At 48.8% G+C, this 21,089-nt stretch carries 21 protein-coding genes and 3 pseudogenes; 16 read left to right on the forward strand and 8 right to left on the reverse strand.

What is annotated here, in order from left to right:
* Together AB4K05_RS23395 and AB4K05_RS23400 are read right to left on the reverse strand one after the other, a co-directional pair.
* Positions 1-109 (reverse strand): annotated as a pseudogene (locus AB4K05_RS23395) (site-specific DNA-methyltransferase); the annotation flags it as partial.
* Positions 106-474, reverse strand: a complete 369-nt coding sequence (locus AB4K05_RS23400; protein ID WP_368482089.1) for a hypothetical protein — start codon at positions 472-474, stop codon at positions 106-108. The gene AB4K05_RS23400 and the pseudogene AB4K05_RS23395, both read right to left, overlap by 4 nt.
* Before the next feature lie 634 nt (positions 475-1,108).
* Between AB4K05_RS23400 and AB4K05_RS23405 the strand changes: the two genes are divergently transcribed.
* The 6 genes from AB4K05_RS23405 (at position 1,109) to AB4K05_RS23430 (ending at position 5,160) form a co-directional block, all read left to right on the forward strand.
* Positions 1,109-1,573 carry a hypothetical protein gene (locus tag AB4K05_RS23405; protein WP_368482090.1) on the forward strand — a complete coding sequence of 155 codons (465 nt, stop codon included), beginning with the start codon at positions 1,109-1,111 and terminating at the stop codon, positions 1,571-1,573.
* 10 nt (positions 1,574-1,583) lie between these two features.
* Positions 1,584-2,177: a DUF6453 family protein gene (locus AB4K05_RS23410; protein ID WP_368482091.1), complete on the forward strand. Its 594-nt coding sequence runs from the start codon at positions 1,584-1,586 to the stop codon at positions 2,175-2,177.
* Between the two features lie 10 nt (positions 2,178-2,187).
* A complete protein-coding gene (locus AB4K05_RS23415) occupies positions 2,188-2,577 on the forward strand; it encodes a hypothetical protein (protein WP_368482092.1) in 390 nt (129 codons plus the stop codon).
* An 87-nt stretch (positions 2,578-2,664) separates the two neighbouring features.
* Positions 2,665-3,174 (forward strand): hypothetical protein, encoded by a 510-nt coding sequence (locus AB4K05_RS23420; RefSeq protein ID WP_368482093.1) that lies wholly within the window; start codon positions 2,665-2,667, stop codon positions 3,172-3,174.
* Entirely contained in the window at positions 3,171-3,560 is a 390-nt protein-coding gene (locus tag AB4K05_RS23425) for a tail fiber assembly protein (protein ID WP_368482094.1), read from the forward strand. Before AB4K05_RS23420 ends, AB4K05_RS23425 begins: the two co-directional genes overlap by 4 nt.
* A gap of 220 nt (positions 3,561-3,780) precedes the next feature.
* Positions 3,781-5,160: an RES domain-containing protein gene (locus tag AB4K05_RS23430; RefSeq protein WP_368482095.1), complete on the forward strand. Its 1,380-nt coding sequence runs from the start codon at positions 3,781-3,783 to the stop codon at positions 5,158-5,160.
* A 399-nt stretch (positions 5,161-5,559) separates the two neighbouring features.
* Here AB4K05_RS23430 and AB4K05_RS23435 read toward each other — a convergent pair.
* Positions 5,560-5,706, reverse strand: a pseudogene (locus tag AB4K05_RS23435) (DinI-like family protein); the annotation flags it as partial.
* Here AB4K05_RS23435 and AB4K05_RS23440 point away from each other — a divergent pair.
* The 3 genes and pseudogenes from AB4K05_RS23440 to AB4K05_RS23450 form a co-directional block, all read left to right on the forward strand.
* Positions 5,696-5,954 (forward strand): annotated as a pseudogene (locus tag AB4K05_RS23440) (DUF4113 domain-containing protein); the annotation flags it as partial. The pseudogenes AB4K05_RS23435 and AB4K05_RS23440 sit on opposite strands and share 11 nt — an antisense overlap.
* 216 nt (positions 5,955-6,170) lie before the next feature.
* A complete protein-coding gene (locus tag AB4K05_RS23445; protein ID WP_368482096.1) occupies positions 6,171-6,638 on the forward strand; it encodes a hypothetical protein in 468 nt (155 codons plus the stop codon).
* Positions 6,638-7,000: a hypothetical protein gene (locus AB4K05_RS23450; RefSeq protein WP_368482097.1), complete on the forward strand. Its 363-nt coding sequence runs from the start codon at positions 6,638-6,640 to the stop codon at positions 6,998-7,000. Before AB4K05_RS23445 ends, AB4K05_RS23450 begins: the two co-directional genes overlap by 1 nt.
* 673 nt (positions 7,001-7,673) lie before the next feature.
* Here AB4K05_RS23450 and AB4K05_RS23455 read toward each other — a convergent pair.
* Positions 7,674-9,416, reverse strand: a complete 1,743-nt coding sequence (locus AB4K05_RS23455) for a hypothetical protein (protein ID WP_368482098.1) — start codon at positions 9,414-9,416, stop codon at positions 7,674-7,676.
* Positions 9,417-10,256: 840 nt separating this feature from the next.
* Here AB4K05_RS23455 and AB4K05_RS23460 point away from each other — a divergent pair.
* From AB4K05_RS23460 to AB4K05_RS23485, 6 genes are all read left to right on the forward strand, one after another.
* On the forward strand, positions 10,257-11,378 hold the full coding sequence (locus AB4K05_RS23460; protein ID WP_368482099.1) for a branched-chain amino acid ABC transporter substrate-binding protein: 1,122 nt from the start codon (positions 10,257-10,259) through the stop codon (positions 11,376-11,378).
* 67 nt (positions 11,379-11,445) lie between these two features.
* Positions 11,446-12,360: a branched-chain amino acid ABC transporter permease gene (locus tag AB4K05_RS23465; RefSeq protein WP_061279455.1), complete on the forward strand. Its 915-nt coding sequence runs from the start codon at positions 11,446-11,448 to the stop codon at positions 12,358-12,360.
* 9 nt (positions 12,361-12,369) lie between these two features.
* A complete protein-coding gene (gene livM, locus AB4K05_RS23470; protein ID WP_368482100.1) occupies positions 12,370-13,659 on the forward strand; it encodes a high-affinity branched-chain amino acid ABC transporter permease LivM in 1,290 nt (429 codons plus the stop codon).
* Positions 13,656-14,534 carry an ABC transporter ATP-binding protein gene (locus AB4K05_RS23475; protein ID WP_368482101.1) on the forward strand — a complete coding sequence of 293 codons (879 nt, stop codon included), beginning with the start codon at positions 13,656-13,658 and terminating at the stop codon, positions 14,532-14,534. Before livM ends, AB4K05_RS23475 begins: the two co-directional genes overlap by 4 nt.
* Positions 14,531-15,247, forward strand: coding sequence for an ABC transporter ATP-binding protein (locus AB4K05_RS23480; protein WP_368482102.1), 717 nt, complete (start codon positions 14,531-14,533; stop codon positions 15,245-15,247). Before AB4K05_RS23475 ends, AB4K05_RS23480 begins: the two co-directional genes overlap by 4 nt.
* 94 nt (positions 15,248-15,341) lie before the next feature.
* Positions 15,342-16,010 carry a YecA family protein gene (locus AB4K05_RS23485; RefSeq protein ID WP_368482103.1) on the forward strand — a complete coding sequence of 223 codons (669 nt, stop codon included), beginning with the start codon at positions 15,342-15,344 and terminating at the stop codon, positions 16,008-16,010.
* 85 nt (positions 16,011-16,095) lie between these two features.
* Here the strand turns inward: AB4K05_RS23485 and tam are convergent, their stop codons facing one another.
* From tam to tyrP, 3 genes are all read right to left on the reverse strand, one after another.
* Positions 16,096-16,857 carry a trans-aconitate 2-methyltransferase gene (gene tam / locus AB4K05_RS23490; RefSeq protein WP_368482104.1) on the reverse strand — a complete coding sequence of 254 codons (762 nt, stop codon included), beginning with the start codon at positions 16,855-16,857 and terminating at the stop codon, positions 16,096-16,098.
* Between the two features lie 149 nt (positions 16,858-17,006).
* Positions 17,007-18,281, reverse strand: a complete 1,275-nt coding sequence (locus tag AB4K05_RS23495; RefSeq protein WP_368482105.1) for a Glu/Leu/Phe/Val dehydrogenase — start codon at positions 18,279-18,281, stop codon at positions 17,007-17,009.
* Positions 18,282-18,813: 532 nt separating this feature from the next.
* Positions 18,814-20,025 (reverse strand): tyrosine transporter TyrP, encoded by a 1,212-nt coding sequence (tyrP, locus tag AB4K05_RS23500; RefSeq protein ID WP_368482106.1) that lies wholly within the window; start codon positions 20,023-20,025, stop codon positions 18,814-18,816.
* Positions 20,026-20,222: 197 nt separating this feature from the next.
* Here tyrP and AB4K05_RS23505 point away from each other — a divergent pair, with 197 nt between their 5' ends.
* On the forward strand, positions 20,223-20,462 hold the full coding sequence (locus AB4K05_RS23505) for a YecH family metal-binding protein (RefSeq protein WP_368482107.1): 240 nt from the start codon (positions 20,223-20,225) through the stop codon (positions 20,460-20,462).
* A gap of 33 nt (positions 20,463-20,495) precedes the next feature.
* On the opposite strand, the gene ftnA is transcribed toward AB4K05_RS23505, so the two are convergent.
* Positions 20,496-20,993: a non-heme ferritin gene (gene ftnA, locus AB4K05_RS23510; protein WP_368482108.1), complete on the reverse strand. Its 498-nt coding sequence runs from the start codon at positions 20,991-20,993 to the stop codon at positions 20,496-20,498.
* Positions 20,994-21,089: the final 96 nt, after the last annotated feature.

Here is a 21,089-nt window from a genome sequence, read left to right on the forward strand (position 1 = left end):
TGCACTGTGTTGTGCCGTATGGAATGTCAGCACATACCAAATCGACGGTACCGCTGGCTATTGCCGGAAACACGTCAAAGCAGTCTGCGTTATGCAGGATGATGCTCATTGCCCTTCTCCTTCGATAACCTGTAATTGAATAGCCGGAACAGCAATTAACTCTCTCAGTTCTCTTTGCGCTGACAGAACGTGAAGGTTGCATGGTGACTTGGTGAAACGTTCGGTGACCCGATCACATTCTCTGGCCCAGTCGATGACGTCATCACGCAGGCTGGCATTTTCTGTGGCGAGAGCTTTACGCTGTTCCATCGATTCACACAGAGCCACACTAGTAACATCAAAACGGCTAGCCAGCTCGTTCATCAGCCACTGGGAAGCCGCAGGGAGAAGAGGGGATGCTTTACGGGCTGCATCAATCAACTGCTCTCTGGTCAATCGTGGTTGTATTACAGCAACAGCAGTCTGGTTGGTCATAGTTAGTTTCTCCGTATTATATGCGCCCTGCACGGCGCTGAATTTTGGTTGCACGAATCCCTCACCCGAAGGTGATTAAAAGTTTTGGGTTTCGTTTCAGTAAGCGCCCAGGGTAGGGCACTTAGTGAAACGGGCGACTGCCATCGCCTGTTAGCTTCTCCACTCAACTGGAAGCGCGCTCCGGTTGGCTGATATAACGACTGACACACTTAACGAATGGACAGAGCGCGCTTTCAGTTGAGAAAAAAGGGTGGTACCAGAGAACTTCAAGGATGGTACTGGTACCGCCAAGACTGCTTAGGCAACATCTCTTCACTGAGATAGAGTTGTGGTGGTGGTGCCTCCACCTGCCGGGTCGGCTATTCCCGGCGACGTAACACTTCAAGAATCGCATTCATTTTTAAGTTGAATGAGCTGGTGGCCTCGTCACGTGCGCATAGCCGCAATTACCACAACTGGAAGCGCACTCCGGTTTTTGTTTAACACCGGTCATCCACAACTGGTAGAGAAGAAGTGCGCTTTCATGTTGTGCGCCTGTCTTTTCACCACATCAGGCTCGGTGGATCCTGGTTATTCCCCAACAACAAGGATTCGGTTAATCTGGATATCCCCAACAACGAGCAGAGTATTCATAGTGATAGCTGAACTATCGGCGGCTATGGCCGCTATAAAGGAGACTGCTGGTCTCGCTAAAGTTATTAATGACGCGAAAACTGATGCCGAAGTAAAAACAGCCACGATTGAACTTCAGAGCAAACTAATTACGCTCCAAGCGGAATGCTTCTCGCTTAGTGATGCGATCCGCCTTCGAGACGAAGAGGTAGTACATCTCAAAGCAAAAATTGCAGAGTTTGAAGACTTTAAGAGCCAAACTGAAGGTTACGAGCTTGAGCGCCTTGATTCTGGTTCCTTGGTGTACTCTAAAAAGGTACTGGTGAACGAGCGCCCTGAGTCTGTGTATCTTTGCCCACATTGTTTTGGAAAACATGAAGTATCGATACTTCAGCCTATGCAAATCATGTGGAGTGACGGTAATTTCCGTTCCCATTGCCCCTCCTGCGAAAATAAATTTTGGATGAACTCAAGGAAAATCAGTTAGTAAATGTTATGTGGATATCGGCAATGGGGCCGCGCTGGGCTTCTGCGTTTATCGCGGGACGGTAACAATTAACGGTTCATGGACGCCGCCTATCCCAGCGGGGGCCGTTGGTGTGACCGTATTTGCCAAGTTCAACAGTCCAGGCTCAACGCTGCTTTATACCGGCGGTGCGGTGACGAGCTGGGGGAATAATGGCAATGATACGAGACGCCCGGCAGTGACGGCTAAGATCGTGATTTTTGCGACAGGGATTGAGCCGACGCCACAACAGGGTGGACTGAACATGTGGAACGCCAACGGGGAATGTACTTTCTCGAGTGGCAATAGGCCGTTCATCACCTACGGAAAGACGGTAAAACTGACCGTAGCGAACCAACAGACGGACGGTGACATGGTGCAGCTATGCGCTACTGGTGCGGGCAACCATGGGCAGGATCAGGGCAACACGCAGTGGACGAAGGGATTTGGTGTCTCGATGGGGGACGGTTATGTCCGGGCCGGATGGGCGAATGAGATAGACAAGGATACGGATTATTACGCTGCGGACTCCACGACGTATTACGTTCCTGGGTTCAGTGTCCTGCGGATATCTGGGGCAAATTGACTGGCAGGAAATGCGCACAGCGTTGCAGCCAGGCACGGCACCGCGCGACGGGCAGGAAGTCGATCAGACCGGTATCTTTGCTGACCTGTACGCGAAAGCCTTGGCGGGTAAGTTGCCGACCTGTACCGAGGCAGAATGGCAGGCTGATCCGCTTAACCGTGGCTGCTATGTACTGACATCATCGCCGGGGAAAATGCGCCTGCCGGATGATAACGGTGTGCAGCCCGGCTCGCTCAAAATCCCGGTTAAAGTCGGTGACAGCGGCGATATAGCGAAAGCGGGGAAAATGGGGGCATCCGCACTGCCTAACATCAAAGGAACCTTCTACAGAACAGATACGAATGCGGCATTGGCAAGAACATCATCTGTAGTTGATGGAGCATTTGAGTTACTTACATGAGAGCCAACACCTCCGACTCAGGTTGCGGCAAGTGGCGCAAATACTACAGGTGTACCGCTAGGGATTAATGCCGGACTTTATGATGGCATGTACCAAGATGGTGTTACTGAGGTTAGGGCCAACCGTCAGCAGGGCTGCTGGACTGTTCGTTATGCAGCTAAAGCAACCAATGGTGGCAGTATCGACGCTCTGGCACTAGCGACGGCAATCGCTGCTGGGGATGCTGATTTGCTGGCTAAAATAATTGCCACCAATGCGCGAATTGATTACGCACTAATCACTTCTCCGTCAACGGTGGCAATCAACACGCGCACTACGTGTGAAAACCCGTTCGGGGCGAACACGCCTGTAATGGTAAGAGCCGAATTTTACCATGCAACGCTTTTAGCTTGGGTTTCCTCCGAATGGATCTACGCTGGCTCTACTTCAATTTGGGGATGCGCAGCGGCTTATGTTGAGGACGTGGGCATTAACTTGATGATTGGTGCTCAGGGTTTTGCTAGCGCAAACTTGAACAGCGGGAGCAGCCTTCCAATGACCGCCAACTACAACACAGCCAGCTCTTGCCGAATTCACGTATGGAAGGTAACAGCATGAAAACGATCTACGTAAACCAGAAAAATAACCGGGACTGGAGCACCAGCGCGTCAGCGTTCGGTGGCCTGAACTACCCTGCAATCGTGCCAGATGATTTCACCGGCGGCGCGATGACGCATAATCGCTTCACAGATGAATGGACGCCAGACCCGGTTTATCTCCGTACCCATGTGGATGATGTAAAAGACGCTGAAGCTATTCGTGATCAGCTAATCAGTGAAGCCAACGAGGTGATTTACGACTGGGCGATAGACGCGAACACTGGTGATATTTCAGGCGAGGATTTAGCAAAGTTGAAAGCGTGGCGGACTTATATCAAAGCGCTAAAAGCAATGGATCTGAGCGCGGCGCCGGGTATCGAGTGGCCTCTAAATCCTGACGCGTGAAGTTTCAAACTGTCGCGGCTAAGTCCTATCTCTGGTTTTACAGTAAGTAAGGAAGCTATTCACCTAATTAAGATAGACCCTGCCAGTCATACAATGGAAGCAGAGAGGTGCGGAGGGATACAATGGAAACAGAGAGGTGTGGAGGGATACTCCCTGCTTGATTTCATTACAGAATTGAAGGAGAGTGGCCCTGTATCAGCGAATCACGGGCGGGTTAACTATGTGGGAAGATAAATATATTTGTCATAAATGTGTGGGTGATAAATATGTCATACAGCAAATAAAACAAACTGGTAATAATATTCATATTTGCTCTTATTGCAGACGAAAACGGAAAAATAGCCACCTAGATAGTATCATCAGGATGATGAATGAGGTATTTGAATATTATTATGATAAGTATGAGGATATCTATGATATCGGGCGTGGTGACAGCGCGCAGGATGTTATCTGCGAAGAACTTGGCGTCGAATGTGAAGTAGCAGAAGATATCTATCGGTTTCTGTGTGATGAATACAATTCGCATAATGATTATGATAGCGCTCGGTATAATGGTGATTTTGTTTACCGTCATATAAATTATTCTAGTGGAGAGCTTGCACACACTTGGAGTAAAGCAACAGACTCTCTTATGAAAGAAACACGATACTTTAATCGTGAGGTTAATAATTTCCTAGATTCACTTTTTAGTGATATTGATAAACTACAAAATAAGGATAGCGATTCACCGATAAAAACGCTGTCTAATGAAATTAATCTTTTTCGTGCAAGGGTCTTTGAGGACGAGGAAGAAGTAAAAGAAGCTTTGGAGCAGCCCGAGAAAAATTTTGGGCCTCCCCCATCGACCATGGCGCGATCGGGTCGAATGAACGCACAGGGGATCTCAGTGTTTTATGGCGCAACTTCAGTGAATCTGGCTATTGCTGAAGTAAGGCCGCCAGTTGGCAGCATTGTAGTGACAGCCTCTTTTGTACCGCTACGTGAACTGAAAGTGCTGGATATTTCTGCTCTTGACTCGCTTAGTTTCGGCTCCGGTAGTAAATTTGATCCACAGAGTCGCAAAACCAGTGAGCGCGCGATTTTTTTCAGAACGCTTTCCCGTAAGTTAACTCTTCCTACTTTTGGAAAAAGGCAAGATAGCGATTACCTAATTACTCAGGTGGTTGCTGATTATCTCAGCGACCGAAATAGATTTAAACTTGATGGTGTTAGTTTCAAATCTACTCAGGTAGATGCTAATGGTGAGGATAGTGAAACAGGATATAATGTCGTTCTGTTTAATAAGTCTTCCAGTGTCAGGCATGCCGCTGATAAATCCCGACGATATAATGTTGAGATGTATGATCACATTGAAGATAGTCAATATGCTTTCGGTCCTGAAATTCAACTGATAGTTGAGGAACCAAAAAAATCGAATTATATGGGAATATTATCTTCCACACGTGACATAAATGATGCACTTGAGATGAAAACCGATAGTATGACTTACCACAAAATTACAGGTGTGAAGTTCAGAACAGGTGAAACAAAAATTCAGCAGGGCGAAAACCTTAAAAAGCCTGATCCTCCCGAAAAATACGCTGATCTGTTTGATTTCTAAGCTTGTTTGAAGTCAGGACAACTATTACAAAGATGATGCAAAGATTGGCATATAAGATAACTGCACTATGTTGCCAGTAACATCAAATACAGGCCGCTCAGTACCATGAGCCGCCTGTCAAATTTGTTTTGAACCAGTGCCATACCTGTGCAGGGACAAATATACACTAGTGCCAAACCGATTTTCCCTGCCGAATTGCCCCCATAATGGCCTTGCCTATACTGTAGAACTCAGGCAACCCCATCATAACCCACCTCGATTTTACGAAAGCTAGGAGCCGGAAGCATTCCCCGTCAGCCACCGTTATGACAAAGGTACGCATTCCTTTCTCTGGAACGGGGAGTAGTTCTTCCGTCTTTGGGAAGTAAATGCGGATCCCTGAGATGATCATGTTATCCATCAATCAGCCTCCAGCCAGAATTCAGCCTCTTCAAACATTTCCTGCACGGTGCGGCTGATCTGCTCCTTCTCATGTTTGCTAGTATCAGTGTTGATCGCCGGTAGCGTCATCATAGGTTTCACCCGAACATCAGCATCAGGGATTATGCTTGGGAACGTCTTCGGTCAGGGGGCGTGCAACTAAATCTGTTTGATAGCAATGCGCCTCGCGCCGGGAGTGAAAGGCTGATGGAGGCGCTTGATCAACTTAATGCTAAAGACAGTAGAAGAACTCTGTACTTTGCGGTACAGGGTATACAACAGCAGTGGCAGATGAGGAAATGCTTTCGGCGAGGTATACCACAAGGTACAGCAGTTTGCTGCGAATAGACTCTTGGTTAACGCTGGGCCTCTAGCTTTTTATGCATTAAAAATGCATGAAGAGTGCAGTTCTTCTAAGTGGTGTATTAGTAAATGCTATAAACAATTAACGCGGTAAAAAGACATTTTCAACTTTCTGTTACATATTCAGGGATAATACAAAAATCTCGAAAATGATGTATAATGGCGCAATTCTTGACTCAGCAAGCCTTTTTGACTAATTTTTGGCTCGCATGGACATATTGGAAGATATGATGGCAATTATAACGCCTGAAGTTGCACCTGACGAGGAACTGCCAGAGTCGGTTTCGCCTGAAGAGGCAGCTGGTAACTACCAGCCTAAGCCGAAGAGACCATATGATAAAATTCTAACTGATCTTTCAGTTGAAGATTTGCAGTCACCAGGTGTGTACAAACTAATACTTGCCAAGAGTAGTGAACTTGAATGTGAAAACTTTGAGTTAAAAAAAAATGACAGTATTCATCGAAAGTTAGAAGTGCAACACGCAACCGTATCGGCTGAGTTAAATCAACTAAAAGCATCCAAGAAGGCAATTGAGTTACTTTATTCAGCTAGTCTTGGCACTGGGACATGTTTAGTTGGGTTATCTTTCTCAATCTATTCATCAGGATCACAACTAGGTGGGTGGGTTGTTGGTGGTGTTGGCATTGTTCTTTCTGGTGTCGCAATTGTCGTTACCGCAATGGATAAAAAATAATGAAGTTCAAAATCGGTGGGTTGAAAGAGCCCGGAAATCTTGATAAAGAACGAGTTGTGATACAAATCCTTGAGGATGGTAATGTTGGCAAATTGATGGTTGCTACCACAACACAGCAGGCTGAAGACCGTGTATCATCTAAAATTAATAACCCGTACTGGATTCCCGATCAAGATGTTGTTAAAGGTGATTTAATAATAATTTATACAAAAGATGGTAAAAAAAATAGTAGAAAAAATGAAGATGGCTCATCTAGTTATTTCTTCTATATCGGTATGGAGCAACCACTTTATACAGAGAGTAATGAGACTGCTGTGGTTTTCGATATATCGAATTGGACCTTCGCCAGACGTGTGGAGTAAATTGGCCTTACCATCGATAACGATGGATCGTTTAGTGCTCAGATATAAGATAAATGGTGAATTAGATGTTGCATATGCTGATATCATCGATAAATGTGTTGAGAACACTATTCGTTGTCGCAATGTAACTTGTTGAAATAATTATGTGCTGAAAACGAATTTTTTCTCATTATTGATGGTAAGTATATGGCCTTATATAGGAGTAGGCCAATCTCGAAAATCGGAGAAGGGATTGCTATTCTGAGGGATAAATCCCATTCTCTCTGCCACTACCTGCTTTTAGACGTCGTCATCATAGACTGCCGTTTCGTTCATGTTATTGATGTTTTTATTACTTGAGATAACGGTCTCCCTTCCCGTATTGATCAAAGTCGCTAGGCTGGTTTTTCCTACTCTTTTTCCCCCGAAAATCACTGTTCCAAACAAGCGAGTACAAAAGAGGCGAGCGAACTTTCGTATAATTCAGGAGTTACGGTTCTCTTTGCTTATCTTTTTTTATTCATTACCATCTGGTCTATGCCCCAACGACATTGGTGGAGATGACGGGAGTTAAACCCGCCACCGTTATGGCATTTTGAAAGCTCCAGAACTCAACTTTAATAGCTACTATGTCCCAGAAGCGGAAGTTGCTAACACCAGAACGTAGTCATCTGCGGGGAGCAGGTCATCAGCTTTAAGTCTTCACTACATAGTAGTCTCTTGCTCCTGGCACTAGCCTATCAATTTTGATGCCAACTTTACCATTTCTGACTTCTTCATGATCAACCCGGTCTATCTGTAAACTTTCAATGGACAACCGATGCCAGTGATTTTCATTATCTTGAATGGCAATCTTGTCAGCTTTAGTGATAGTAAATGAACCGCCTTCGGGTATGACTAAAGAGTAGACTAATGCCCCTTTGTAGCAGTGATTGAACTCAAGCTCATGAAGGCTTTGTCTGAAGTTAATGAGTCCCTCTTGCTTAAAGGCATCACGAGCTGATTCTTTACTGATAACACCTGCTTCTATCATGTAATAGATGCTAAATAGCTCATAAGTAAATGTCATACCGCGTTGCATCATCTCCGCATCTTCAATCTGGTTATCATTGAAAGGGATAACCTCTCTTTCTTTGGGCGCTTTGTATCTACGGTGATTGACTATGTAGACGGCTTTGTATGTATTTTCCGGATTAGCTTTCTTCCTACGTAAGGCAATCTTGGATATTTGGGCACACTGAGCATCTGTTGAAGTGCCTCCAATCCCTTTCACTTCCAGCAAGAAGTGAACACCGTTATGCTCAAAGTTCAAATCTTCCTCAAACACTTCCCCAGCGTCTACATCAACATCTTTATCTGGATCTACCACATTAGTGAAGCCGATATACTCAAGAAACCACTTAACTGCAGATACAAGGTCATCCCCGGTTTCTTTTAGCATGGCCCTAAGCTTTGCATTTTCATTTTTAGAATGAACTCTTTCATATTCTTCTTTCAGAGATGACAAGGTTTCTTCGTGTCTTTTTATCTCATTATCAATATCTATTAGCTTATTTCTTTCATCCAAAGAGATATATGAGAAATCGTTAATCCATTTGAAGCTTCCATGTTTTGGGAATATTTCACCACAAAAGCCAATGTCCGGCAAAATGTTATTAAAAAGGTCTAATAACAAACCTGCCTTGTCGTATATTTCTGGAAAGAAGAAAACAACCTTAGAACCCATCTTTCTTAAAAAAGCAACACATTCTCCAGCTTCATTAACGAGTAAAGGGAGGTCTTGAGATTTCCCCCCTCTATATACTTGGAATACAAAGTTATAGTTAGATTGTGGAAGGTATTTTTCGAGACATTGTTTTATCTCTATTCCTTGATCTCCATCAACCACCTTAATTCTGTTTCCATTTCTTCTTGAAGGTGAAAAACCATAATGTTTTGGAAAACAATAAGTATTAGTTTGATAATTATTGTTTTGTCCTGCTTCATTCTGAAGAGTATAAATTTCGTCATTATTGCTTTCACAAAAAATAAATAGTAGTTGAAATTTTTCAGTGGAGAAAATGTTAGTTAAAGCAGTATTCATATCCAGAGGAAACAGGTCAACAATGCTAGGCGTATGGCTATAAAACACTTTTATAGATGAATGACCTTTGATGAAACTTTGTCTTAAACATGTATCAATAACTACTATTTCTGCTTCATGTAAGTTTGAGGGAAGTTCAGAAGAATAGGGTATTACTAAAGGACGATAGCTGGCAGCTTCATATGTGTTATACCCATTCATCCAACAATGGCCTACATTGAAGACCGGGCTAAGAGCCTTTTCAACGATTTTAGGGGTATTTAACAGATAAATCAATGGCTTATTTTCAGTGATCATCATGAACATCCATATTAGATTTTCATTAAAAGTATCATTTTTCTTAGGAGATAACATCTGACCTGCTTCCTTTTTATATTTACACAGAACGTTGTTAGCAAGGTCTGGAGGTCGTTCATAGGGGGCCTTAGAGGCTGTAAATCCTTCGCCATTGGGATGGTTGATAATCGGTAACCCTTTGAATAGATTAAATGGTAATTTCTGAGTTGATGGCGAAAAATCAAAGTAACTTATTGATTAGTGATGATAATATGCATGATTTAAAATCCCTCGGCGTTCGCGCTGTGTGGGTTCAAGTCCCACTCCGGGCACCATGGGAATAAAGCAGAATAATCAAAGCAATAAGCAGTGTCGTGAAACCACCTACGGGTGGTTTTTTTGTTTTTGTCCCGTGCCCTGTCTCTCGCACCATAATCGCTCACTTACCTGCACCATCCGCTACCATAACCCGTACATTTTGCTACAAAAATGCGCAAAGCGTGACTATTGCATTGTTTATGTACTTTATTGTTAACGAGATGTGATCCTCTCCGTAATTTCACTTCATCACACCGGAAGCCCTAAAACGGCGCTCTATACTCAAAATTGTCGAAATCCAAGCGAAGGTTGCACAAAGTTGGCAACTATTTTGCTTAACATTTTTGGCCTGAAAAGCGTAAGGAAACCTCGCCGTCATCAGCAGGATATTGTCAGGGTTCGTTTATTTGGTGAATGTGCCAGTCGTTCGGCTTCACACCGTTATACCCGTCATACTTCAAGTTGCATGTGCGTTGGCTGCGCTCGTTCACCCGAATCACTTACTCAAGTAAGCTCATCGGGATTCACGCTCTTGCCGCCTGCCTGCAACTCGAATTATTTGGGGTATATGCATAAACCTCTTTGCTAAGGTAGATAATAATGTCGCTGAAATTGATTAGAAGTCCGCTTTCTCTTGTGTTGGCAGGTTGTCTGGTAACGGCGTTTTCCGCCCAGGCTGATATCGTGATTGGTGTTGCTGGGCCTTTCACTGGGCCAAATGCTACCTATGGCGACCAGTACTGGCACGGGGCGACCCAGGCCGCTGAGGACATTAACGCCGCAGGGGGGATTAACGGCGAAAAAATTAAACTGGTGCAGGGCGATGACGCCTGCGAACCGAAACAAGCCGTTTCGGTGGCTAACCGTTTGGTGGACCAGGATAAAGTACAGGCCGTCGTTGGCCATTTCTGCTCATCTTCAACCATGCCAGCGTCAGAGGTATACAGCGATGCGGGCATTCTCGCCATTACCCCCGGTTCTACCAATCCACTGATTACCGAGCGCGGTATGAACGACATGTTCCGCATGTGCGGCCGTGACGATCAGCAAGGCGATGTCGCCAGCAACTTCATCATTGATAAACTCAAAGCCAAGCGAGTGGTGATTATTCACGATAAAGATACCTATGGGCAGGGGCTGGCGGATGCCACTCGTGCGGCATTGGCGAAGCGTGGCGTGAAGGACGTGATGTATGAAGGCTTATCGCGTGGCGAAAAAGACTTTAACGCGCTGGTGACGAAAATCAGTGCGCAGAAGCCAGACGTCGTGTTCTTCGGCGGCTGCCACCCGGAAGCGGGGCCATTGGTACGTCAGATGCGTGAACAGGGCGTTCAAGCTAGTTTCTTCTCCGGCGACTGTATTGTTAACGAAGAGATGGTCACGGCGGCGGGAGGTCCACAGTACACCAAAGGGATCTACATGACCTTCGGTAAAGATCCGCGTCTGATCCCGGACGGTAAGGCCGTTATCGAGAAATTCCGCGCCAACAAATTTGAGCCAGAAGGCTACACCCTCTATTCCTATGCCTCTATTCAAGCAATTGCTGCGGCGTTTAAAGCCACTGGCGGGGCTGATTCGGCAAAAGCCAGCGCTTGGCTGAAGGCTAATCCGGTTGAAACGGTCATGGGTAAAAAAACCTGGGACAGCAAAGGCGATCTGAAAGTCTCTGACTACGTTGTTTATCAGTGGGATGACAAAGGTAAGTATAAAGAAGTCGAGTAACGCTCAGCGCCGGTGTGCTGATGCTCACCGGCGCTTAATAATAGGCCTATAACAAGAGCGCACGATGATGGAGACATTCTTTCTGCAACAGTTAGTCAATGGCTTGACGCTGGGTTCAGTTTACGGATTGATAGCCATTGGTTACACCATGGTGTACGGCATAATTGGCATGATTAACTTCGCCCACGGTGAAGTGTATATGATTTCAGCCTACCTCTGCGCCATTGGTCTGGCGCTGCTTTCCTTCTTCGGCTTGCACTCGTTTCCGCTGCTGATCCTCGGCACGCTGGTCTTCACCATCGTCGTCACCGGTGTCTACGGTTGGACAATTGAGCGTATTGCCTATAAACCGCTGCGTAACTCCACGCGCTTAGCACCACTGATCTCCGCCATCGGGATGTCGCTGATTTTGCAAAACTATGCGCAAATCAGCCAAGGACCGCGCCAGCAGGGCGTGCCGACGATGCTCGATGGCGTGTTGCGCCTGCATCTGGGTGAAGGTTTTGTGCAAATCACCTATACCAAAATCTTTATTCTGGTGGCTTCGTTTGCGGGCATGCTGCTGCTGACTTGGATAATCGGCCATACCCGTTTAGGCCGTATGTGCCGTGCGGTGCAACAGGATCGCAAAATGGCCTCCATTTTGGGCATCAACACCGACCGGGTCATTTCATTGGTGTTTATGATTGGTGCCGCAATGGCGGGGCTTGCTGGCGTGCTGATTACCATGAACTACGGCACCTTTGATTTCTATGCTGGATTTATCATCGGCATTAAGGCTTTCACCGCGGCGGTATTAGGCGGAATAGGCTCATTACCCGGGGCGATGTTGGGCGGGCTGCTCCTAGGCGTAGCCGAAGCACAGTTCTCCGGCATGGTGAATTCGGACTACAAAGACGTCTTCTCGTTTGGTCTGCTGGTGGTCATCTTAATTTTCCGTCCACAAGGGCTGCTGGGCCGCCCAATCGTGGCCAAAGTGTAGGAGCTGAACATGACGACCTTAACGGCTTCACACGATGGTTTTTCGCTGAAACGCTGCGTATTGGACACCATTTTTTCTGGCTTAGTGGCGTTAATCCTCTTCGGCCCGATAGTGGGCGTGGTGCTTGATGGCTATAGCTTTAACTTTGAAGGGCAGCGGCTGGTATGGATAATCGCCGCCGTGATGGCGGGACGATTTATCCTCAGTGCATTTTTAATGACGCAAACCGGACGCCGCTTTGCCGCGCGCTTTGAAGGCGACAGCGCCGGGGTCTACGTGCGCCCGGCGGGCTACAAAAGCCGGATGCGCTGGATCATTCCGTTGGTGCTGGCGCTGGCTATCTGCTTCCCCTTCGTGGCGACAAAATATGTGCTGACGGTGGCGATCCTTGGGCTTATCTACGTTCTGTTGGGATTAGGCTTAAATATCGTCGTCGGTTTAGCCGGGTTGTTGGATCTGGGTTATGTGGCTTTTTATGCTATTGGCGCATACGGCCTAGCGCTGGGCTATCAATATCTGGGGCTAGGATTTTGGTCAATGTTGCCGCTGGCGGCGCTGATGGCAGCGGCGGCAGGTGCGCTGCTCGGGTTCCCGGTCTTGCGAATGCACGGTGATTACCTAGCGATTGTGACCCTGGGTTTTGGCGAAATAATCCGTTTGATCCTCAATAACTGGCTCAGCTTTACCGGTGGCCCAAACGGGATTTCCGCACCGCCACCGACCTTCTTCGGGCTTGAATTTGGTCGCCGCGCTAAAGAAGGTGGGGTGCCGTTCCACGAGTTTTTCCATCTGACCTACAACCCCAACCTGAAGTTTATTTTTATCTACGCGGTACTGGTGCTGGTGGTGCTGCTGGTGTTGTACATCAAGCATCGCCTGACGCGCATGCCGATTGGGCGCGCCTGGGAGGCGCTGCGTGAAGATGAGATTGCCTGCCGTTCAATGGGGCTAAACCACGTGCTGGTGAAGCTGTCGGCCTTTACGCTCGGCGCATCCACAGCGGGCATCGCCGGGGTCTTCTTTGCCACCTACCAAGGCTTTGTCAACCCAACGTCATTTACCTTCTTCGAGTCGGCGCTGATCCTCGCCATTGTGGTGCTCGGCGGCATGGGCTCGACGCTGGGCGTAGTGCTGGCGGCATTTGTGCTCACCGTTACCCCAGAACTCTTGCGCAGTTTTGCCGAATACCGCGTGTTGTTATTCGGTGTGCTGATGGTGGTGATGATGATCTGGCGACCACGCGGCCTGATCCGCATAAATCGCAGTGGTTATACCGTGCGTAAAGGGGTAGCGCCATGAGTCGCGATGTGATTTTAAGCGTTGAGCATCTGATGATGCATTTTGGCGGCATCAAGGCGTTAAACGACGTCAACCTAGAGGTGGAACGCGGATCGATTACCGCCCTCATCGGGCCTAATGGTGCCGGGAAAACCACGGTATTCAACTGTTTGACCGGTTTTTATAAAGCCTCTGGCGGACATATTCTTTTCAATGCGCGGGGCAAAACCACCAATGTTATCCAGATCCTCGGGCAGAAGTTCCAGCCCGGCGACTGGCTCAGTCCGGCGCAGCTGGGATCGCGGATTTTCTACAAAATGTTTGGCGGCACGCATTTGGTTAACCGGGCGGGGCTTGCGCGAACGTTCCAAAACATCCGCCTGTTCCGTGAAATGTCGGTAGTGGAAAACCTGCTGGTTGCCCAGCATATGCAGGTGAACCGTAACCTGATAGCCGGAGTGCTCAATACACACGGCTATCGGCGGGCGGAAAGCGAGGCACTAGACCGGGCATTTTACTGGCTGGAGGTGGTGGATCTGGTCGATTGCGCCAACCGGCTGGCCGGTGAGATGTCTTACGGCCAGCAGCGGCGGCTAGAAATTGCGCGTGCCATGTGCACCGGGCCGGAAATTCTCTGCCTCGATGAACCTGCCGCCGGGCTCAATCCGGTGGAGACGCTGGCATTAAGCAACATCATCCGTTTTTTACGTGAACATCATGCGATTACCGTTTTATTGATTGAACACGATATGGGGATGGTGATGGAAATTTCGGACAACATTATCGTGCTCGATCATGGCGACGTGATAGCGCAGGGCAAGGCCGAGCAGATCCAGCATGATGAAAAGGTTATCGCCGCCTATCTAGGTGCCAGCGAAGATGAGGTGCATCTATGAGCGAGCCGATGCTGGAGTTTCGTGAGGTTGACGTGTTCTATGGCGTGATTCAGGCGCTTAAACAGGTGTCGTTGCAGGTGAATCAGGGTGAAACCGTGTCGCTGATTGGCGCCAACGGGGCGGGGAAGTCGACGTTGCTGATGTCTATTTTCGGCCAGCCTCGGGTGCGTAGCGGGCAGATCCTGTTTGGCGGTGAGGATATTAGCCACAAATCGACCCACTTTGTCGCTTCGGCAGGGATAGCCCAAGCCCCGGAAGGGCGGCGTATCTTCCCGGACATGACCGTCGAAGAGAACCTGCTGATGGGGACCATCCCCATCGGTAATCAATATGCCGCAGAAGACCTGCAAAGTATGTTCGATCTCTTTCCGCGGCTGAAGGAGCGGCGTAAACAGCGGGCGATGACCATGTCCGGCGGCGAACAGCAAATGCTGGCGATTGCCCGCGCGCTGATGAGCCGCCCTAAGCTTCTGCTGTTGGATGAACCCAGCCTTGGGCTGGCACCGATTGTGGTGAAACAGATCTTCCAGACCCTGCGCGAGCTTGCGCGCAACGGCATGACTATCTTTCTGGTGGAACAGAACGCCCATCATGCGTTAAAGCTCTCAGATCGTGGATATGTGATGGTCAACGGGCAGATTCGTCTAAGCGGCAGCGGTGAGGAACTGCTGGGCAATGAGGATGTGCGGAAGGCTTATCTGGGCGGTGTATAATGAGATGGGGCATTGGTGCTGGAGTTCAATGGCAAACTCCTGCATCATTGCCGCCTGAAACTGATATATACCATCAACAACGATAGAGATAAGTATGAAAACGGGACCATTAACCGAAAGCGAACTGGAATGGCTGGACGAGACGATTTCAAAATATGCCACCGATGCGTCAATTATCGACGTGTCTGAACTTGATGGCATGCTGACCGCCATTCTGTCATCACCGCTGGAGATTGAACCCGCCGAGTGGATGTACGCTGTTTGGGGCGGTGCTGATCACGTGCCACGCTGGGCCAACGATCGCGAGCGCGATCGTTTCGTTAATTTGACGCTCCAGCATATGAGCGATATTGCCGATCGCTTGAATGACTATCCTGACCAATTCGAACCGCTGTTTGGGACTCGCGAAGAAGAAGATCAGGAGCTGACCATCGTTGAAGAGTGGTGCTACGGCTACCTGCGCGGCGTGGGCATGAGCGATTGGTCCGGCCTGCCAGCAGAACTGCAGACGGCGCTGGACAACATTGCTCTGCACGGCGATGAAGAAAAAACGACCGAACTGGGCAAATTTACCGCCGAAGAATACGTCGACAGCATCGACCAAATTAGCCCGGCTGCACTTGCACTGTTTGATTACTGGATGGATAACCCGAAAGAAGCCCCGGTTAAACAGCCGATTGTTAATGCGCCAAAAGTGGGGCGTAACGATCCGTGTCCGTGTGGCAGCGGCAAAAAGTATAAGCAGTGCTGCTTAGTAAAATAATCACCTAGACTGCCTGATGGCGCTACGCTTATCAGGCCTACAGCATGACATTATGTAGGCCCGGTAAGCTTGCGCCACCGGGCACTTAGCGACGGCTCCGGCGCGCGACAATAAATAAACGCGGAAAGGCTAATAAAACCTGCCCGTTTGTTTGCTGCGGATAATGTTCCTCCAGCAACTGCAAATAACGGTGCAGAAAGGCCTGTTGTTGAGTGCTATCGAGATCCTGAAGGTAAGGGCGTAGCCCGGTGGCGCTTAGCCATTCAATGATTGCCTGATGCGACGCCAGCGGATGAAAATAGGTCGTTCGCCAAATATCAACATCACAACCACTCTGTGTCAGTAAATCGTAATAAATTTGTACGCTCGGTAGCGGCTTTCGCGCTCGCGGCGGATGTCCCAGCTCATGGGCCACCTGACGCATTGACGCATGCGAAGGCTCTTGCCAGTTATCCGGCATTTGGACCGCGAGGACGCCGTCCTTTACCAGCAATGAGGCGAGGTGCGGAAACAGGGCTTGGTGATCGCCGACCCACTGCAGCGACGCATTGGCATATAGCACATCTAGCGGCCTTTCCGGCTGCCACTCACTGATATTCGCATCCACAAACTGGCAGTCAGGTAACGCTTGGCGGGCTTTTTCCAGCATAGCGGGGGAGTTATCCACGCCGGTTATCACCGCATCAGGCCAGACATCGCGCAGTAACTCAGTACTGTTACCTGGGCCGCAGCCAAGATCGGCAATGTGCTTAGCCGAAGGTTTGGCAATTCGAGCCAGCAGTTCCGCTGCCGGACGGGTGCGTTCGGTAGCAAATTGTAGATACAACGAGGGATTCCAGTCGGCCATGCTTGACTCCTTTGCGCGTGATTAACGGCATACAGCATAGCTCAGCGCAGGATGTCCGGTAGAAGAAAGGGGTAACGATTGATAAATAAAAGAGAAATGATTTGGAAAAAAGACGGTGAGCCGCCGAAGCCGCTCACCGTGATCAGCGCTTAGCCAGGATAGATCCCGCGATCTTTACGCGCTAGCAGAATGCGTTCACAGGCGACGATATAGGCCGCGGTGCGCAGAGAACAGGTTTTCTCCGCCGCTTTCTCCCACACGTGCACCATCGCATCCGTCATGATTCTGTCCATGCGGGCGTTGATTTCCTCTTCGCTCCAGAAGAAGCTCGCCATGTCTTGAACCCATTCGAAATAACTGACGGTTACACCGCCGGCGTTACATACCACGTCAGGAACCACCACAATGCCGCGCTTAGCCAGCACGTCATCGGCGTCCGGGTAGGTTGGTCCGTTTGCGCCTTCCAAAACCAGTTTGCACTTCAGCACTTCTGCGCGCTGGCGGGTAATCTGGCCTTCCAGCGCTGCCGGGATCAGAATCTCCATATCGACTTCCCAGAATGCCTCGTCGGCGACGGTGTCTGCGCCTGGGAATCCGGCGATCTGTTTATGCTCAAGCTGCCAAGCGGTTAGCGCATCCATATCAATACCGGTGGTATTCACCAAGGTAGCGGTATGGTCCTGAATTGCGACAACGCGTGCACCGGCTGCGGCAAACAGGCGCGCGGCTTCACTGCCGACGTTACCAAAGCCCTGAACCGCCACACGTGCGCCTTCTACTTCAATATTGGCGCGACGAGCCACTTCACGACCGCTGATATACACGCCGCGTCCGGTGGCTTTCTCACGACCCAGCGAGCCACCAAGATGAATAGGTTTACCGGTGACGACACCGGTAATGGTGGTGCCGTGGTTCATGGAATAGGTATCCATCATCCACGCCATCACTTTGCCATTGGTGCCAACGTCCGGCGCGGGAATATCTTTTTGCGGCCCGATAATAATGCCGATTTCGCTAGTATAACGGCGTGTCAGGCGTTCAAGTTCGCCTTCTGAGAGTTCAAATGGATTGACGCGCACGCCGCCTTTCGCACCACCGTAAGGCAGGTTCAGGGCCGCACACTTGATGGTCATCCAGGCAGAAAGCGCCATGACTTCGTTAAGATCCACGTCCGGGTGATAGCGCACGCCACCTTTGCCCGGCCCGCGCGAAAGGTTGTGCTGTACACGATAGCCTTCGAAATGGCGGATCGTGCCATCATCCATCTGCACGGGAATATCGACAATCAGCGCACGCTTTGGATGACGAAGCGTATCCACCCAGCGGGATAACTCACCGAGATAGGGGACGACGCGTTCGATTTGTTGCAGGTAGGTGTTCCAGGCAGATGTCTTGCTATCGGAAGCATAAGATAACTTATCCATGATAAACCTTAATCTTGTAAGTAATATGTTCTTAGTTCGCCGTGGTATGCAGAATTACTCACTGCATGAGTTAAATTTAACATTTATTTAAAAATTAGCACCTGTGTTGCACTAAAAAGAGGCAGCGACGCGGATATCTTTTTACCGCTGAAGTGAATATTTATTTGATTAGCTGGTGGGCAGTGGACGTGAGGAACTATTTTTTTGACTTGCTACTGGCATGATATGTGGGGTGTGAGTAAGGGATTAATTGCTAAATTCGTAGGCCGGATAAGCAAAGCGCCATCCGGCACACTGTGCACTGATTGCCGGATGGCGGCGTAAATGCCTTATCCGGCCTACTGTTCTTCTGAGTTCAACGCCTTAACTGATCAGCAGTAGGGATGTGACGGTTATTTTTAATATGCATGGACGATGAATAAATACCCAGCAAATCAATTTTCCGTAATTATGATGAACCTCAAAGAATAACCAACATCCCAGAAACATTTTCAACGGGCGTTGACGATGTTTCTGGGAAAGTCTGATAGTTTTAGCCGACCGACGGTAGCAACCCGGTGGCAATCCCTGACTGGATCAGAATCACCGCAATCCCGCAGGCAAAGACCAGCCACAGCATCGGCTTGCCCCCCGCGACGCGATATCCGCTATTCGGATGATGTTTACGGCTTTGCAGGGTGAGCAGGGAAGGAATAATCAGCGCCAGCACCGCCAAGGCAACGCCGGCGTAACCTAACGCCATCACGAAACCACGCGGATAAAACAGCGCAAAAGCCAGCGGCGGGAGGAAGGTGATGACACCGGTTTGCAGACGCCCACGCACGCTATTTTTGCGTTGGAACAGGTCGGCCAAGTAATCAAACAGCCCGAGCGCGACGCCGAGGAACGAGGTTGCCAGTGCTAGATCGGCAAACAGATGTACGGCCAACTCAACGTGCGGCGAGGCAACGACTTCACGGATAGCCATCAGTAGGCCGTTTAAGCCGCTATGTTGCGCCATCAGAGCGCCGAATACCGGTGCGTCAATGCTCCCAAGCGTCGCCAACTGCCAGAACAAATAGGCAACCAGTGGAATAGCGCTGCCAATGATAAATACCCGACGCAGCTTGCGAATGTCGCCGTTCATATAGCTGACAACGCTCGGCACGCTGCCATGGAAACCAAACGACGTGAAAATCACCGGAATGGCCGAAAGCGCCAGCCCTTGCTCCAGCGGCAATGTGAGCAGGTTGATCTTGTGGATATGCGGCAGCAGCAGCGCCAGCATCACGATAAGGAAAATGATTTTGGCACTGAACAGGAAACGGTTGAAAAGATCGACCAGTGAAGTGCCGATACAGATAACCAGCCCGCCGACTGCAGTGAAGAGTAGCACGCCAAGGGAGGGCGGCATGTCAATGCTGAGCCATTGGCTAAGACTTGAGGCTAAGAGTTCACCGGCACCGCTGATATAGGCGGCGGTCAGAGCGTACATCAAGAACATCATGCTAAAGCCGGTCGCCCACTGTCCGTAGCGCCCAAGATAGCGCAGCGCGAGTGAACCCAGACCAGTATCGGCGGGAACATGCTGATAAACTTCCAGTAACAGCAGCGAGGTGTAGCACATTAGCGCCCACAGCCCCACTAATAGCACCAGCGTAACGCCAAAGCCGACGCCTGCGGAAGCCAATGGCATTGCCAACATCCCTGCGCCGATCGTGGTGCCAGCGACGATTAAAATACTCCCTAATGTACGGTTTCTCACGCTTTCCTCTACTTCAGAACGTCATTACAACGAAAGATGTCGCGCAGAGTATGTGATAGCGGCGTTTTCGTCAAATCTGAATTACAGTCGCCGTATAGAATACTTTACGCATTAATGGGGGGAGTGAGAAAACTGCGCTAGCGCAAAACATACAGTTTAAATGCAGGTTATGGTGGCGCTTTATTACGGGAGGAATAATGGACTCAATTCACGGTCATGAAGTGCTTAACATGATGCTGGCGTCAGGTGAGCAATACAGTATTGAAAGTTTGGAGGCGGCCATTCACGCTCGCTTTGGCGAGCAGGCGCGTTTTCATACCTGTTCTGCCCAGAATATGAGCGCGGCGGAGCTGGTGGCTTTTTTACACAAGAAAGGAAAATTTATTCCGCAAGAATTTGGCTTTAATACCGCCGAAAATAAAATTTGTCGGCATTAATCGGCAGCGGCGATAAACGCCGCTGCCTGATAATTATTTTTGCGTATCGAGCGTTGCCAGCTCTTTATCAATAAAGTATAGCCCTTCGCCGCTTTTACCCGCCAGCGTCAATTTATCGATAACCGATTTAAACAACTTCTCTTCTTCATGCTGTTCTGCGACGTACCATTGCAGGAAATTAAAGGTTGGATAGTCCTGATTGATCATCGCGGCATGTGCCAGCTCGTTGATTTGCGCGGTGATCAACTGCTCGTGTTCATAGGTTACGCGGAACAATTCATCCAGTGATGCATATTCAGCAACCGGCGTTGGCACGGTGTTGATGCGCGGCAGGCTGCCGGTATCGGTCAGATAATCAAACAGGCGCTGCATGTGCGTCATTTCTTCTTGTGCGTGGCGACGTAAAAAAGCCGCCGCACCTTCAAAACTGTTGAAGCTGCACCAGGCGCTCATCTGTTGATACAGCAGCGAAGAATAGAGTTCGAGATTCATCTGTTCGTTTAATTTCTCGATCATTGGCGCTTTAAGCATAGTTTCGCTCCTGAAAAATACGTTACAAGTTAATTACCGCGAAACTATAATTTGTTATTAAAATATTTGCAAAAGGTAAATATAAAATTATTTAGT

This window comes from Kluyvera sp. STS39-E, assembly GCF_040932435.1.
Classification (GTDB): domain Bacteria; phylum Pseudomonadota; class Gammaproteobacteria; order Enterobacterales; family Enterobacteriaceae; genus Kluyvera.

Bases quoted from the DNA above. Each gene is read 5' to 3' on its own strand.
- AB4K05_RS23425 (WP_368482094.1), top strand. From the start codon at position 3,171: ATGAAAACGATCTACGTAAACCAGAAAAATAACCGGGACTGGAGCACC.
- AB4K05_RS23460 (WP_368482099.1), top strand. From the start codon at position 10,257: ATGTCGCTGAAATTGATTAGAAGTCCGCTTTCTCTTGTGTTGGCAGGT.
- AB4K05_RS23485 (WP_368482103.1), top strand. From the start codon at position 15,342: ATGAAAACGGGACCATTAACCGAAAGCGAACTGGAATGGCTGGACGAG.
- AB4K05_RS23430 (WP_368482095.1), top strand. From the start codon at position 3,781: ATGTGGGAAGATAAATATATTTGTCATAAATGTGTGGGTGATAAATAT.
- AB4K05_RS23495 (WP_368482105.1), bottom strand. From the start codon at position 18,281: ATGGATAAGTTATCTTATGCTTCCGATAGCAAGACATCTGCCTGGAAC.
- AB4K05_RS23415 (WP_368482092.1), top strand. From the start codon at position 2,188: ATGCGCACAGCGTTGCAGCCAGGCACGGCACCGCGCGACGGGCAGGAA.
- AB4K05_RS23505 (WP_368482107.1), top strand. From the start codon at position 20,223: ATGGACTCAATTCACGGTCATGAAGTGCTTAACATGATGCTGGCGTCA.
- tam (WP_368482104.1), bottom strand. From the start codon at position 16,857: ATGGCCGACTGGAATCCCTCGTTGTATCTACAATTTGCTACCGAACGC.
- AB4K05_RS23445 (WP_368482096.1), top strand. From the start codon at position 6,171: ATGATGGCAATTATAACGCCTGAAGTTGCACCTGACGAGGAACTGCCA.
- AB4K05_RS23455 (WP_368482098.1), bottom strand. From the start codon at position 9,416: ATGTTATCTCCTAAGAAAAATGATACTTTTAATGAAAATCTAATATGG.
- AB4K05_RS23475 (WP_368482101.1), top strand. From the start codon at position 13,656: ATGAGTCGCGATGTGATTTTAAGCGTTGAGCATCTGATGATGCATTTT.
- ftnA (WP_368482108.1), bottom strand. From the start codon at position 20,993: ATGCTTAAAGCGCCAATGATCGAGAAATTAAACGAACAGATGAATCTC.
- AB4K05_RS23480 (WP_368482102.1), top strand. From the start codon at position 14,531: ATGAGCGAGCCGATGCTGGAGTTTCGTGAGGTTGACGTGTTCTATGGC.
- livM (WP_368482100.1), top strand. From the start codon at position 12,370: ATGACGACCTTAACGGCTTCACACGATGGTTTTTCGCTGAAACGCTGC.
- AB4K05_RS23420 (WP_368482093.1), top strand. From the start codon at position 2,665: ATGTACCAAGATGGTGTTACTGAGGTTAGGGCCAACCGTCAGCAGGGC.
- AB4K05_RS23450 (WP_368482097.1), top strand. From the start codon at position 6,638: ATGAAGTTCAAAATCGGTGGGTTGAAAGAGCCCGGAAATCTTGATAAA.
- AB4K05_RS23400 (WP_368482089.1), bottom strand. From the start codon at position 474: ATGACCAACCAGACTGCTGTTGCTGTAATACAACCACGATTGACCAGA.
- AB4K05_RS23465 (WP_061279455.1), top strand. From the start codon at position 11,446: ATGGAGACATTCTTTCTGCAACAGTTAGTCAATGGCTTGACGCTGGGT.